This window comes from Nonomuraea sp. NPDC050733, assembly GCF_040654215.1.
GTDB lineage: Bacteria > Actinomycetota > Actinomycetes > Streptosporangiales > Streptosporangiaceae > Nonomuraea.
Genome location: NZ_JBFAHO010000016.1, coordinates 105,890 through 119,542, shown reverse-complemented (window position 1 = coordinate 119,542; position 13,653 = coordinate 105,890). Strand labels below are relative to the sequence as shown.

Annotated in this window: 14 protein-coding genes; 6 read left to right on the top strand and 8 right to left on the bottom strand. The window is 72.2% G+C overall.

Annotated features, from left to right (window positions below; all coding sequences use genetic code 11):
• Window positions 1-41 precede the first annotated feature (41 nt).
• A complete protein-coding gene (locus tag AB0H64_RS24605; protein WP_357628538.1) occupies window positions 42-755 on the top strand; it encodes an acetoacetate decarboxylase family protein in 714 nt (237 codons plus the stop codon).
• A 60-nt stretch (window positions 756-815) separates the two neighbouring features.
• Here AB0H64_RS24605 and AB0H64_RS24600 read toward each other — a convergent pair whose 3' ends face one another.
• From AB0H64_RS24600 to AB0H64_RS24575, 6 genes are all read right to left on the bottom strand, one after another.
• Complete coding sequence (locus AB0H64_RS24600; RefSeq protein ID WP_310708205.1) at window positions 816-1,700, bottom strand: glycosyltransferase; 885 nt, start codon at window positions 1,698-1,700, stop codon at window positions 816-818.
• Between the two features lie 186 nt (window positions 1,701-1,886).
• Window positions 1,887-2,654 carry a CDP-alcohol phosphatidyltransferase family protein gene (locus AB0H64_RS24595; RefSeq protein ID WP_310708206.1) on the bottom strand — a complete coding sequence of 256 codons (768 nt, stop codon included), beginning with the start codon at window positions 2,652-2,654 and terminating at the stop codon, window positions 1,887-1,889.
• A complete protein-coding gene (locus AB0H64_RS24590) occupies window positions 2,632-3,672 on the bottom strand; it encodes an iron-containing alcohol dehydrogenase family protein (protein ID WP_357628621.1) in 1,041 nt (346 codons plus the stop codon). Before AB0H64_RS24590 ends, AB0H64_RS24595 begins: the two co-directional genes overlap by 23 nt.
• Before the next feature lie 60 nt (window positions 3,673-3,732).
• The gene (locus tag AB0H64_RS24585) at window positions 3,733-4,464 is read right to left on the bottom strand and encodes a phosphocholine cytidylyltransferase family protein (protein ID WP_310708207.1); all 732 of its coding nucleotides are present in this window, start codon (window positions 4,462-4,464) and stop codon (window positions 3,733-3,735) included.
• 172 nt (window positions 4,465-4,636) lie between these two features.
• Window positions 4,637-5,272, bottom strand: a complete 636-nt coding sequence (locus AB0H64_RS24580; protein WP_357628535.1) for a DUF5941 domain-containing protein — start codon at window positions 5,270-5,272, stop codon at window positions 4,637-4,639.
• Window positions 5,269-6,774: a CDP-alcohol phosphatidyltransferase family protein gene (locus tag AB0H64_RS24575; RefSeq protein WP_357628533.1), complete on the bottom strand. Its 1,506-nt coding sequence runs from the start codon at window positions 6,772-6,774 to the stop codon at window positions 5,269-5,271. Before AB0H64_RS24575 ends, AB0H64_RS24580 begins: the two co-directional genes overlap by 4 nt.
• A 93-nt stretch (window positions 6,775-6,867) precedes the next feature.
• On the opposite strand from AB0H64_RS24575, the gene AB0H64_RS24570 reads away from it, so the two are divergent.
• On the top strand, window positions 6,868-8,286 hold the full coding sequence (locus AB0H64_RS24570) for a bifunctional cytidylyltransferase/SDR family oxidoreductase (RefSeq protein ID WP_357628530.1): 1,419 nt from the start codon (window positions 6,868-6,870) through the stop codon (window positions 8,284-8,286).
• Window positions 8,287-8,398: 112 nt separating this feature from the next.
• On the opposite strand, the gene AB0H64_RS24565 is transcribed toward AB0H64_RS24570, so the two are convergent.
• A complete protein-coding gene (locus tag AB0H64_RS24565; protein WP_357628527.1) occupies window positions 8,399-9,439 on the bottom strand; it encodes a glycosyltransferase family 2 protein in 1,041 nt (346 codons plus the stop codon).
• Between the two features lie 82 nt (window positions 9,440-9,521).
• Between AB0H64_RS24565 and AB0H64_RS24560 the strand changes: the two genes are divergently transcribed.
• From AB0H64_RS24560 to AB0H64_RS24545, 4 genes are all read left to right on the top strand, one after another.
• Window positions 9,522-10,988 (top strand): LCP family protein, encoded by a 1,467-nt coding sequence (locus AB0H64_RS24560; RefSeq protein WP_357628525.1) that lies wholly within the window; start codon window positions 9,522-9,524, stop codon window positions 10,986-10,988.
• Between the two features lie 34 nt (window positions 10,989-11,022).
• Entirely contained in the window at window positions 11,023-11,373 is a 351-nt protein-coding gene (locus tag AB0H64_RS24555; RefSeq protein ID WP_357628522.1) for an STAS domain-containing protein, read from the top strand.
• A gap of 174 nt (window positions 11,374-11,547) precedes the next feature.
• Entirely contained in the window at window positions 11,548-12,387 is an 840-nt protein-coding gene (locus AB0H64_RS24550; protein WP_357628520.1) for an LLM class flavin-dependent oxidoreductase, read from the top strand.
• Window positions 12,388-12,524: 137 nt separating this feature from the next.
• Window positions 12,525-13,265, top strand: a complete 741-nt coding sequence (locus AB0H64_RS24545; protein ID WP_357628517.1) for a DUF4097 family beta strand repeat-containing protein — start codon at window positions 12,525-12,527, stop codon at window positions 13,263-13,265.
• On the opposite strand, the gene AB0H64_RS24540 is transcribed toward AB0H64_RS24545, so the two are convergent.
• Complete coding sequence (locus AB0H64_RS24540) at window positions 13,255-13,587, bottom strand: putative quinol monooxygenase (protein WP_357628515.1); 333 nt, start codon at window positions 13,585-13,587, stop codon at window positions 13,255-13,257. The genes AB0H64_RS24545 and AB0H64_RS24540 overlap by 11 nt on opposite strands.
• Between the last annotated feature and the right edge of the window lie 66 nt (window positions 13,588-13,653).

Sequence of the window (13,653 nt, the reverse complement as noted above, 5' to 3'; positions counted from 1 at the left end):
CGGGAATGGTCACATCGCTTTCCGGTTGATGTACTGGACGCATGGCATCGCATGTGATCCAAGGGCGTACGGTCAGCATGCCTGTCGAGGTCAGAGACGCGACCGTCTGCAGCGCGATGTTCCCCGTGCGGGCCGACGCGGCCCGCGCGGTGATCGCCTACTCCGGGCTGGACGTGGCGGAAGTGCTCCCGGGCAAGGCCGTCTGCGTGTTGACGTTCGTCGACTACCGCGACGGCGACCTCGATCAGTACCACGAGTTCGGCATGGCCTTCATGGTCAGGCCGCCGGGCGTGGCGGGGTCGGCCGGGCTGGCCGACCTGAGGCAGGCGGGCGTGTTCATCCACTGGCTGCCGGTGGACCAGCGGTTCACGCTGGAGGCGGGGCGGTCGATCTGGGGGTTCCCCAAGGAGCTGGCGGACATCGAGCTGCGGCTGTCGTCGCCGTACAAGCGTTGCATCGTGCGCAAGGACGGCCGGCTGGTGCTCGACATGCTGCTCCGGCCGGGCCTGCCCGTGCCCGGTTCCGGGCCCATGACGCCGCTCGACGCCTACACCCACCACGACGGGCTGACGCGGCGCGTGCCCTGGTCGGTGCGCCCGCGCGGGGTCAGGGTGCGGCCGGGCGGGGCGCTGATCCGGCTCGGCAACCACCCCATCGCCAAGGAGCTGAGCGAGCTGGGCCTGCCCAAGCGGGCCCTGACCTCGACCACGGTGGAGCGCGTGGAGATGACCTTCGGCGAGGCGCTCAACCCCTAGGCGGACCGCGCCTCCGGACGGGGCTGAGGGCTGGTTCCTCAGGCCCGTCCGGAGGGCAGGTCAGACGATCGGGGGGCGGCCGAGCTTCACCATGCGCCAGGCCGTCCGCCACGCCATCGGACGGCGCTCGCCGGCGGACGTGCGCAGCCCTTCGAGGAAGCCGGCGAACCACGCCTTCAGCGCCTCGGAGGAGCCCCGCTCGCGGATCACGGTCAGCACGATCCAGTCGAGCAGGTAGAGGGCCGCCAGCGGCCACGGCAGGTTGCGGCGGGCCAGCCAGACCCGGTTGCGGGCGTTGAGCCGGTGGAAGTCGGAGTGCCGGGTCGGCGGGACCTGCGGATGGTACATGACCGTCTCGGCGTCGTACTCGATCCGGTAGCCTTCGCCGAGCAGCCGCCAGGCCAGGTCGGTCTCCTCGTGGGCGTAGAAGAACCGCTCGGGCAGCCCGCCCACCTGGAGGAAGGCCGAGCGCCTGATGGCCGAGGCGCCGCCGAGGAACGTGGTGACCGGCGAGGACCGCTCGGGATCGCCCGCGCGCAGCCGGGGCACGTGGCGGCGCTGGCCGGTGCCGCCCTCCGGGTCCATCACCCGGAACGAGATGACGGCGAGGTCGGGCTCGGTGGCGAACCGGTCGCGCACGTGGGAGACGACCTTCTGGTTGGCGTACCAGCCGTCGTCGTCGAGGAACAGCACGACGTCGCCGGAGCACTCCTCGACGCCGCGGTTGCGGCCGGCCGGGATGCCGGTGTTGCGGTCGAGCCGGATCGTCTTGACGATCGCGGCCGAGCCCTCGGGTGGCGTCGCCGACACCTCGGGCACGTCGGCGCCGTTGCCGACGATCACCACTTCGACGTCGCCGTCGATCTGGTTGAGCGCGGACTCGACCGCCCGGTTCAGCTCCGCGACCCGGTTGCCCATGGTGAGGATGACGCACGAGATCTTCAACGAATCATCGTCCTGACGCGTTGAGAGCACGAGCGGAGCATTCTTTCATGATCACCGAGTCTGCTGGTCGCATGGTCCTGATGTTGGTGGAGCTAAGCGTATCGGAACCGGTCGTGAACCCCCGCCGAACGACGGAGGTCCGATCAATACGACGGCCGAGACGGGCAACCGGTTCCGGGCTACTGATCAAGCAAGCCGCCTCGACGCCATGATGCTGACCAGGTGGAGCACGACCTGGAGGCAGGCCGCCACGAAGCAGGCGACGAGCAGCACCCGGGTGGCCGTGAAACCGCCGATCACCATGTCGATCACCGTGGTCACCACGACGAGCAGCGAAAGCTCGATCGGCTGCACGATCCGGTGGAACTTCGTGGCCCCCAGCACCCGCCTGCCCAGTCCCAGCAGCCCGGAGCGGAACTGCGCGACGGACGCCTCGGTGGCGGCCGGCAGGCCGCCCTTGGCCCGCGCCACGTCCACGAGGTCGGTCTCGGCCTTGATGAGGATCGCGCCGAGCGCGGCGGCGACCCCCAGCACGGTGTACCAGTCGGGCAGGACGGCCGAGACCCGCCAGCCGAGGCCGACGAGCACCGCGGCCTCGGTGAAGTAGGCGCCGACGCGGTCCAGGTAGACGCCGGTCAGCGAGGTCTTGCCGGTCCAGCGGGCCAGCTCGCCGTCGGAGCAGTCGAGCAGCAGGTAGACCTGCACGAGCAGGGCGGCGACCACGACGGCCCAGAACCCCGGCAGCGCCAGCACGACCCCGGCCGCGACCCCCGCCAGTGTCATCACCCAGGTGAGCTGGTTGGGCGTGACGGGCGTCTTGGTCATCAGCCAGGTGACGTAGATGGACATCCGGCGCATGTAGAGCACACCTGCCCAGTGCTCGCCGTTCCTGCGCTCCAGATGGCCCGCGGGCTGGGCCACCCGCCGCAGCTCAGCTACCGAAGGCCCGGACATAGTCCTCCACCCGATCGCGGATCTCGGACTCCCCCATGCGAAGGTGCTCCAGGATCGTGTAGCGGCCGGGACGCGTGGCGGGGGCCAGCGCGACGGCCTCGGCGAACTGCTCCGCGCTCAGCCCGATCTCGGCCGGCGACACGGGCAGCCTGTGCCGGCGCAGGCAGCCCGTCACCTGCGCGAGCCGGGCGTCGTCCTCCCTGAGGAAGAAGCAGAAGGCGGCACCGATGCCGGCGAGCTCGCCGTGGTTGGAGGTGCCCGGGAAGAGTTGGTCCACGGCATGAAGGATCTCATGGTCGCCGCCGCTCGAAGGCCGTGAGGACCCGGCGATCACCATCGACATCCCCGACAGGATCAGGGATTCGGCGAGGACCGTCAGGAACGCGTCCGACTCGATCGAGTCGGGGCGGCCGATCAGCGCCTCGGCGGAGGTACGCGCCATCGAGCAGGCCAGGCCGTCGATCGGCTCGCCGCGCTCGACGTTGCTGAGGATCCAGTCGTCGATGGCCGACAGGTTGCTCACCACGTCGCCCACGCCCGAGCGGACCAGCGACTCCGGCGCGTTGTGCACGAAGTCGAGGTCCACCAGGATCGCCAGCGGCATCGGCACGCCGAAGGAGCCCTTGCCGCCCTCGTACGTCAGCGAGGCCGTCGGGGAGCAGATGCCGTCGTGGGACAGGTTGGTGGCCACGGCGACCATCGGGATGCCCGCCAGGGAGGCGGCGTACTTCGTCGCGTCGATCGTGCGCCCCCCGCCGACGCCCACGACCACCTCGTAGGCGCCCTTACGCAGGTCGGCGCCGAGCGAGACGGCGGCCTCGACCGACCCGTCGGCGACCCGGAACACCTCGGCCTCGTCGAGCGTGGGCGCGATCAGGCCCTCGATGTGGTCGCCCTGGCCCGGCCCGACCGCCACCGCGACACGGCCGGAGGTCGCCACCCGGCTGTCGGCGAGCAGCGCGCCGAGCTGCGCCACCGCGCCCCGCCTGACCTCCATGGTCAGCGGCGCCGGCAGCATCCGCGCTAGCAACGGCATGCGGCCCCCTCAGGAGCGGCTCGAAGCGGCATCCGGGCCCCCTCAGTAGCGGACGGCGATGGTGCGGGCCTTGGCCAGGTCGTCGTGGTTGTCCACCTCGACCCAGTCGACCTCGCCGATCGGCGCGACGTGGATGCCCTCGCCGCGCTCGATCATCTCCTGGTAGCCGTCCTCGTAGTAGAGCTGGGGGTCGCGCTCGAACGTGGCGCGCAGCGCGTCGGCGAGCCGCTCGGCGGCGCCCGGCCGGATCAGCGTCGCCCCGATGTACTCGCCGTACGCCTCGGCCGGGTCCATGAGCTTGGTGATCCGCTTGACCGCGCCGCCGTCGAGGGTGACCTTCATCTCCTCGTCGGCCAGCTTCTTCACGTCGTCGACCGCGAGCAGGATGTCGCTGGTCTCGGGAGCCGACAGGAGCGTCTTCTCGACCGAGACGGGGTGGACGGTGTCGCCGTTGACGAGCAGCGCGCCCTGCGCGAAGTACTCGCGGGCGCACCACAGGGAGTAGGCGTTGTTCCACTCCTCGGCCTTGTCGTTGTGCACGAGGGTGAGCTTGACGCCGTGGCGCCGCTCCAGCTCCTCCTTGCGCTCGTGCACCGCCTGGGCGGCGTATCCCACGACGACCACGACCTCGCGCAGGTCCACCTCGGCCAGGTTGCGCAGCGCGATGTCCATGATCGTCGTCTCGCCGTCGACCGGCACGAGAGCCTTGGGCAGCGTGTCGGTGTACGGCCGCAGACGTCTTCCGGCTCCAGCGGCCAGCACCATTCCCAGCAACGTGCACTCCTCAGTCGAGCGTGACTCCGTACGGACGGGCCCCGTCCGCGGGGCGGATCGCTGAACGCGCCCCGCCGTACGCACGGACTCCGTCACGTGGTGGGTCGCCGGACGCGCACCACCGTAGGCCCAAAGGTTAGTTGGCTTTGGGCCCTGTGCGGGTAATCCGGCGTCAGTCTTGTGTTCCCATGTCGGCCGCCTCGGGCGCGGGCTCCGGTCCGGAGCGCGGCGCGGCGAGCCAGCAGGTGAGGCTCTCCCACCCGAACAGGCCCCACAGGTAGAGCGCGAGGAGCGCGTAACCGAACGTCATCACGCCGGCGACGCCCGCCAGCGCGATCACCAACATCCGCCCCTCCCACCCGAGCCCGAGCTTGGACAGCCACGGCGGCGGGTAGACCCGCTGCCGCAGCCGGTACACCAGGTCGTAGTGGTGGAAGGCGAGCGCGCCGAGCAGCGCCACGATCAGCACCGGGTGGACGCCGTGGGCGAACCCGCAGGCGGCGACGAAGGAGTACTCGATCACCCGCAGGATCGGCGGCACCAGCCAGTCGAAGCGGCCGTCGTGCGGGTGGGAGCTGCCCGGCCCGGCCAGCAGCAGCGTCACGGCCGGCGCGAAGAGCGCCAGCCCGTCGCTGCCGGCCACGCCCAGCATCAGCAGCACTCCGGTGACGAACGCGCCCGCGATGACCGGCGGCAGCGGCGGGAGCTGGCCCGCCACGAGCGCGCCCATGCCGCGCGAGAGCGACCCGTCGTCGCGGTAGGCGACGACCGTGCTCCTCGGCACCGGTGTCATGTGCACGGTGATCATCGCGTCGACCTCGCGATCCGCCCGGTGAGCTGGTAGAGGGCCGCGACGCTGCCCCAGGTGATGAGCGCCGCGAACGTGACGCGGGCGTTGAAGAAGGCGGCGGTCACGGCTATCAGGGCCATCCGCTCGCCGATGGGCAGGACGATCATCTTCTTCGCCCAGCGGACGATCGAGTCGCGCTCCAGCCGGTGGGCGATGCCCAGCGCTCCCGGCCCGGGAGCGCCGGCCCGCCCGTCGGTCTCCTCCAGCAGCGAGCGCACCGGCTTGGCCCACATCGCGCCGATGCGGTTGGCGTCCGCCACCGACCCCCCGAACGCGAAGTCGATCGCGTGCCGGACGACCTGGAGGATCATCGCGGCGATGGCGAGGTACCAGATGCCGTCGGGCCCGCCGTTCTGCCACGGCAGGCCGTCGGCGTAGCCGATGGCCAGACCGGCGTAGACGACGTACTCCTTCAGCCGGTCGGCCATCCCGTCCGCCCATGCCCCGAGCGGGGTGAACGCGCGGGTGTAGCGGGCGAGCTGGCCGTCCAGGCAGTCGAGCACGAACGACAGGTAGACCAGCGCGGCCCCCGCCACCTGCCCGCCGCGCGTGCCGGCCGAGAACCAGACCGCCGCGAGGACGGCCAGGGCGACGGAGCAGCCCGTGACGGTGTTGGGCGTGAGCTTGAGCCGGGCCGCGGGGCGCACCAGATGGCGTGACCAGGTGGAGACGAAGAACGTGGTGAAGAAGCCGTCGCGGTCCTTGATCGCGGTGTCGAGGCGCACCTGGTCCTCGTCCACCTCCGCGAGGCGGGCGATCGCGCTGTCGCAGGTGGACTGCCCGGCCACCCGGTCGGCGTGCAGCCGGCCGAGCCGGGCGGCGCGGACCCGCGCACCGGCCCTGACCATGCCCACCAGGAGCAGGTCCACGGCCTCGACGGTGCTGACGGGGCCGAGCCGCCCGCTCTCGGCGAGGTCGGCCAGCTCCTCCGCGACGTCGGCGAGCGAGGCGAGGTCGGCCTCGCCCGCCTGGAGCACGCCGCGGAAGGTGGCGTTGGCCTGCGGAACGGTGTGGAAGGAGCTGCCCGCGGCGACCACCCGGCCGCCCTCCACCCGTACGGGCGGGCGCAGCGGCCCGCCCTCCGCGTCGGACGAGACGAGCGCGGCGGAGCCACGCGCGGGGTGCTGGAGCAGCAGCCCCAGCGCGTCGGTGTGGGCGACGAGGTCGGCGGGCAGCACGACGACGGCGCCGGTCGAGCCGCGGGCCAGCTTGGCCACGGCCCGCAGGTCGGCGCCGAGCCCTCCGGCGTTGTCGGCATGCTCCGCGTCGGGCTGCTCTCCGTACGTGAGCAGCGCGCCGCCTGGCGTCAGCACCTGTACGTCGCGGACGGAGAGCGTCGCGAGCTGGTCGCCGAGCCGGTCGAGCAGCGTGCCGTCCGCGTAGGAGAGCCTGCATGCCGGGGTCGTGGCGAGCAGGACCACCGAGGCGGCCGAGCTCGCGCGGGTCAAGGAGTCGGTCAAGGCGCAGGTCCTCCCGGTAGTGAGGGAGTGCGTGGACTCAGCGTAGCGACAGGGCGACGGGATATCACGGACCCAGGCCGTTACGCTCCGGGTATGGATTCTGGGTTGCGCGCCGTCGGGGTCGTTCTGGCGGGCGGAGTGGGGCAGCGGATGGGGCTCGGGCGGCCCAAGCAACTCGCCACGATCGCCGGGCGGACGATCCTGGAGCACACGATCGCCCTGTTCGACGGCTCCCCCGACATCGACGAGGTCGTGGTGCTGATGACGCCGGGCCTCGCGGACGAGGCGAGGGCGCTGGTCGGGCGGGCCGGGTTCCGGAAGGTCAGCCAGGTGGTCGAGGGCGGGGCGAGCCGCACGGAGAGCACCTGGCGGGCGCTCCAGGCGATCGGCACGGAGGAGTGCGACGTGCTGCTGCACGACGCCGTCCGGCCCTTGCTGGAGCCCCGGATCATCACGGACTGTGTACGGGCTCTGCGGACCCATCGGGCGGTCGAGGTGGCGATCCCCAGCTCCGACACCGTCTTCACGGTCGACTCGGGCCCCGCCGGGGAGACTATTGCGGAGGTTCTGGACAGGTCGCGGCTGCGACGCGCACAGACGCCGCAGTGCTTCCGGCTGTCGGTCATCAGGGAGGCGTACGAGCGGGCGCTGGCGGACCCCCACTTCGGCAGCCGGCCGGCGACCGACGACTGCGGGGTGGTGCTGCGGTACCTGCCGGACGTGCCCATCCACATCGTGCCGGGCAGCGAGCGCAACCTGAAGATCACTCATCCGGTGGACGCGCGGATCGCGGCCGGGCTCCTCGCGACGTCGCCGGCGCCGGTGGTGCCGGAGGCGGGCCTGCGGGCGGCGCTGGCGGGGCGGACCGTGGTGGTGCTCGACGCGGGGACGGGTCCGGGGAGCGCGGGTCCGGAAGGCGCGGAGGCGCGGGCGGCGGCGGAGCTGACCGAGCTGGCCGCCGGGCACGGCGCGGTGGTGCGGGTCCTGTCCCGCGAGCGGGACGGGCTGCGGCTGGACGACCGTGCCGCCGTGGCCAAGGCCCTGGCCGGGGTGGGGCGGATCGACCATCTGGTCCTGGCCGTGTCCCCTGGACGGGCGGGGAGCCTCGTGGACGCCACGGACGAGAGCGTGGCCGAGGCGGCGGTGTCCGGCTACCTGGGGCCGGTCAACGTGGCGCGGGCCGCGTACCCGCGCCTGCGGGAGAGCGGCGGGGGGCTGCTCCTGTGGGCCCCGGCGCCGCCGGACGCCCCCGGCCTGGTGGACGCGGCCGGGGCGGTGCCGGGCCCGGGGGACGCGCTGCGGGCGCCGGCCGGGGCGGCGGTGACCGCGCTCGCCCGGTCACTGGCCGCCGAGTGGGCCGGCGAGGGCGTGCGGGTCAACTGCGTCACCACCGGCGGGACGGGCTCCGGGACAACCGGCGGGGCACCAGGCGGGACGGCGCGGGCGTCGCTGGCCGTACTGGCGTCGGGCCTCACGGGTCAGGTCGTGGACCCGTCACTCGGCGACGGCTGACGGCCTTCCGCGAGCGCCCGGCCGTCCGTACGGCGCGGACCGGCTCGTACGGGGCGAGGACGGCCCCGTACGGGCGCGGGTCACCTCGCGGTGCGCGCGCCCGTGACGGTCGTCAGTGCAGCTCCAGGTGGCCCTGCTGGGGCGACGGGCGGGCCAGCTTGCGCGGGCTGGTCAGGAAGCCCCAGCCCCACGAGAGGTGCATGGTGGCGTACACCAGCGGCAGCTTGGCCTTGACCGCCGCCGGATGGCCGCTGCCCGTCAGCACCGAGCCGACCACGAGGGCCAGCGCGTAACCGCCCGGGATCACCAGCCCGAGCGGGAAGAACGGCGAGACGACCAGCCCGAGCGCGATGGCCAGCACGGCGGCGGGCGGCGCGAGGTAGCGCAGGTTGATCGTGCCCTCGTGGGTGCGCGAGACTACGCGCCGCCAGCGGCCGTAGTGGAAGTACTGCTTGGCCAGCGCCTTGACGTTGGGCCGGGGCCGGTAGGACACCCGCATGCGCGGCTGGAACCACACCAGGCCGCCGCTCTGGCGGATGCGGTGGTTCATCTCCCAGTCCTGGGCACGCTGGAAGTGCTCGTCGTAGCCGCCGACACGGTCGAGGGCGGAGCGACGGAACACGCCCAGGTAGACCGTGTCGGCCGGGCCGGCCGTGCCGCCCACGTGGAAGGCCGCGGCGCCGACGCCGATCTTGGAGGTCATGGCGCAGGCGACGGCCTGCTCGAAGGCGGTCACGCCCTCGGCCGCCATGACGCCGCCCACGTTGTCGGCGCCGGTCTCCTCCAGTGTCTCGACCGCCACCCGCAGGTAGTCGGGCGGCAGCATGGCGTGCCCGTCGACCCGGGCGACGATGCCGTTGCGCGAGGCCGCGATGGCGGCGTTGAGCGCGTTGGGCGTGCGGCCGGTCGGGTTGGGCACCACGACGACCCGCCGGTCGGCCGCCGCGATGGCGTCGGCGACCTCCTGGGTGCGGTCTTGGGATGGCCCCACGGCGAGGATGACCTCGATCTCACCCGGATAGCTCTGGGCGAGGATCTGGGCGACGGCCTCGCGAAGATGCCGCTCCTCGTTGAGGACCGGCATGACGACGGAGATGGGCGGCCAGCTTCGGGTCTCCGCTGGCGCGTGCGGCGAGTCGGGGAACTGCTTCATGGCGGGGCTCACGCTACTGTACGGGCAGGGGAGGAGGGCAATCGAAGGCCCGATCCTCGCGGCGGCACACGAGGGGGACGGGATGCGCGACCCGGGCGAGGAGGACGCTGGGGTGCATGTGGGCGGAGACGCCTACGGCGGCGTCAGGCTCGCGTCCGGTCGCAAGCGCAGGCACGGCCGCGGCGCGCGGGCGCGGCGGCGCAACCTGGTCCTGTCGGGCCTGTTGTCGGTCGGGGTGCTGGTCGGCACCGGCGTGGTGTGGGCGACCCCCAGGCAGATCGGCACGGTCGACGCGGGCGTGACCGAGCCGGTGTCCCGCGGCGCCATGAACGTCCTGCTCGTCGGCGTCGACAAGCGCGACGACCTCACCCGTAAGCAGCAGAACCAGCTCAAGCTGGGCCGCGAGGTCGGACAGCGGACCGACACGATGATGGTCATCCACCTGTCCGAGGACCACCGCAAGGTGACCGTGGTCAGCCTCCCCCGCGACACCTGGACGACCATCCCCGGCAAGGGCCAGCACAAGATCAACTCCGCGTACCAGTTCGGCGGGCCGAAGCTCGCCAAGCAGACCGTGGAGCAGGTGACGGGGCTGTCCATCAACCGCTACATCGAGGTCAACGTCCTCGGCTTCATCGACGTCGTGGACGCGCTCGGCGGCGTCACGGTGTGCACCCCGGTCGCCATCAACGACCCCAAGGCGGGGCTCACGCTCACCGCCGGGACCCATGAGCTGCACGGCGCGCAGGCGCTCGGCTACGCCCGCACCCGCGCCACGGCCCGCTCCGACCTCGACCGCATCGACCGGCAGCAGCAGGTCATCTCCGCCCTGCTGAACCGCGCCCTGAGCGCCGGCACACTGGCCAACCCGGCCAAGCTCGCCTCGTTCGTCGACTCCACGCTGCGCACGATCAAGGTCGATCCCGACGACGGGCTGATGGGACTGGCCGCGCAGATGCGCGACGTCTCGCTGGACGACGTCGCGTTCGCGGACGTGCCGTTGAAGAACGCGGACTTCAAGGCGCCGACCGGCGAGTCGGCGGTGCTGTGGGACGAGGCGGCGGCGCGCGAGCTGTTCCGGCGGATCGGCGCCGACGAGGACCTGGTCAAGCCCAGCCCCTCGCCCTCCGCCTCCTCCTCGGCGAGCGCCACCGCCAAGCCCGCCGGCGAGGCGATCCCGCCGGAGCGCATCGCGGTCACGGTCAAGAACGGCACACTCATCACGGGCCTGGGCGCCCGGACCAAGGAGGCGCTGGTGGCGGCCGGGTTCCGCGTGCCGGACCAGCCGGGCAACACCCCGCGCAAGGACTACAGGAAGACGGTCATCCGCTACGCCGCCGACCGCGAGGACTCCGCCCGTACCGTCGCCGCCGCGATCCCCGGGGCGGAGCTGCGCGAGGCGGCGGACGTCAAGGGCGTCGAGGTCATCGTGGGCAGCGACCAGCCGAAGATCTCAAAACCGGCCCAGACAGCCACGCCCGAGGTGAAGTCCACGCCAACCGCTACACCGTCCACGAAAACGGCAACTCAGAACATATGCAAGAAATAGGTATAAGTATCCTAACTTCGGGCACTGGACCGTCATGGTGGTCAAGTACTGGCGGGAGGACCCCTGTACGGTTGTGCGCGTTGTCGGTGATCTCGACGTGGCCGGAGCCCCGCGTCTGCGGGCGGAGCTGGACCACATCCTCACCAGGACCGACTCAAGCAACGTGGTCATTGACCTGACAGCGGTCCCGTTCTGCGATTCGGTAGGGCTAGGCGTTCTGGTGAGCGCGTTCAACCATGTTCACCACGTACATGGCAGACTCATCCTCGTGCTGGCGGATGGCATGATCAGCCACCTCCTCACGATCACCAACCTCGACCGTCACTTCGAGACGGCCTCCTCGGTCGAGGAGGCGTGCTCGGCGGTGTCGGCGGCGGCCGCCTGACACCCGGCGGGGGCCTCCGGACGGCTGCGGCCTCCCGGCGTACTGGATACTCGGATGCCGATCGGCCGCTGCCCCCTACCGGCGGGCGGCCCGTGGAGGCGATCATTCCTGGGGGCGTGACACGCCCGCCGGACATGGTCGTGCCACCCGACGGTGACGACACAGGAGGCCGCTGTGAGGCTCGGAGTGATGTTCGACCGCGACCTGGCGCCGGAGCTGCTGGTGCCGTTCGCGCGGGAGCTGGACGGCCTGGAGGTGGCCGACCTGTGGGTCGTGGAGGATCTGGGGTGGACCGGCGCCGTGTCCTCGGCGGCGACCGCGCTGGCCGTGACCGAACGCCTGCGGGTCGGTATCGGCATCACCCCCGCTCCCCTGCGCAACCCCGCGCTGCTGGCGATGGAGCTGGCCAACCTGGCCCGCCTGCACCCCGGCCGGCTCGCCGCCGGCATCGGGCACGGGGTACAGGACTGGATGCGCCAGGTCGGCGCCGCCGTACCGTCGCCGCTGGCGCTGCTGGAGGAGACGATCACGTCCGTCCGGGCTCTGCTGCGCGGTGAGACCGTGACCCTGCACGGCCGGGCGGTGCACCTGGACGGCGTCTCGCTCGTCCACCCGCCCGCCGAGCCGCCGCCGGTGCTGGCCGGGGTGGTCAGCCCGCGCTCGCTCGCGCTGTCGGGCCGCGCGGCCCAGGGGACGATCGTCCCCGAGGGGCTGCGGCCCGACCAGTTGCCCGCCGTCCTGGAGCAGATCGGCGCGCCGGAGGGGCACGAGCTGGTGGCGTTCACGTTCCTGTGCGTCGGAGACGACGCCCGTGAGGTGATGCGGCCGGCGGCGGAGGGCCAGGCGGCGTTCCTCAACGTGGCGCCCGAGGAGGTCGTCATGGCTGCGGGCTCGCCGGAGGAGGCCGCAGCGCAGGTGCGCGAGCTGTGGAAGGCGGGGGCGACGACGGTCGCGGTACGGCCCATGGGCGCCGACCCGCTGTCCCACGTCCGCAAGCTCCTCGCCGCCCTCTGACCCGTTCGGCTCCGACCCGTGCGGCGGTGAGAGACGCGGCTGCCTCCGGTCACGGAGGGGAAATGCGGCCGAACGGCGGAGCCGGACTCGGCCGGATGGCCGATGGCGGGGCGATGCCGCCGGACGACGATCTTCCCATGAGACGCATCACGGGGACGATGGCGGCGATGGCGGTGGCCGTGCTCGGAGTGGCGACGGCCGGCTGCGGGATCGAGCTGGACGCCAAGGAGGTGCACGGCAGCCGCGCGTTCGCGCACCCGAGCGGGCAGCTCACCATCCGCAGCTCGACGGGCGGCCTGCGCGTCCTGCCCGGCGACCCGGGCGGGGTACGCGTGGACCGGTGGGTGCGCGGCAAGGCCGCCGGCGAGGGCAACGCGTCCTGGTCGCTCAAGGACGGGGTGCTGCGGCTGGGCGCCGACTGCACGACGGTGTTCGGTGACTGCGGCGCCCGCTACCACGTACGGGTGCCGCCCGGCGTGCGGATCGTGGTGCAGGCGTCGGACGACGGCGTGATCCTCGACGACCTCGCCCAGGACGTGGACGTGTCGACGCACGGGCCCATCACGGCGCGCCGGACCTCGGGACGGCTGCGGCTGCTGGGCACCGACGGGGTGGTCTCGGGCGAGGGGCTGAAGTCGGCCGGCGTACGGGTGCGGACGACCTCCGGGGCCGTCCGGCTGACGTTCGCCGCTCCCCCGACGGAGGTGGACGTCATGTCGCGTGACGGCTACGTCAGGACGACGGTGCCTCGGGGGCCTTACGCCGTGACGGCGCAGAGCCGGTACGGCGACGAGCAGTCGCAGGTCACGGACGTCCGGAGCGACCGGACCATCGTCGCGAAGAGCACCTCCGGCGACATCCGGATCCTCACCCGCTGACCGAATTTTCGAGGGGATTCCTCATCGCGCCGGAGTACGCCTCGGGCGCCCCGTCGAGGTGCTCGGCCACCTTGTCCATGAAGGCGCGCAGCAGCGGGGTCGCGTTGTGCCGGTCGAGGTCCTCCTGCGAACGCCAGACCTCGTAGAGGAAGAACCGGCCGTCCTCCTGCTCGTGGAGGTGGTACTGCAGGCTGCCCTCGTGCCCCCGGGACGGCTCGACCAGGTCCAGGAGGAGCGTCCGGAGCTCGTCGGCATGTCCGGGCTTGGGGGTCAGGAATCCGTAGAGCGAGACGGGTGCTTGTGCCGTCGATGTCGTTGTCATGCGGCCAACGGTAGGAGCTGACACCAATGTGAGCTTCAAGCCGCCCGCGCGTGAAGTAGGTCACAC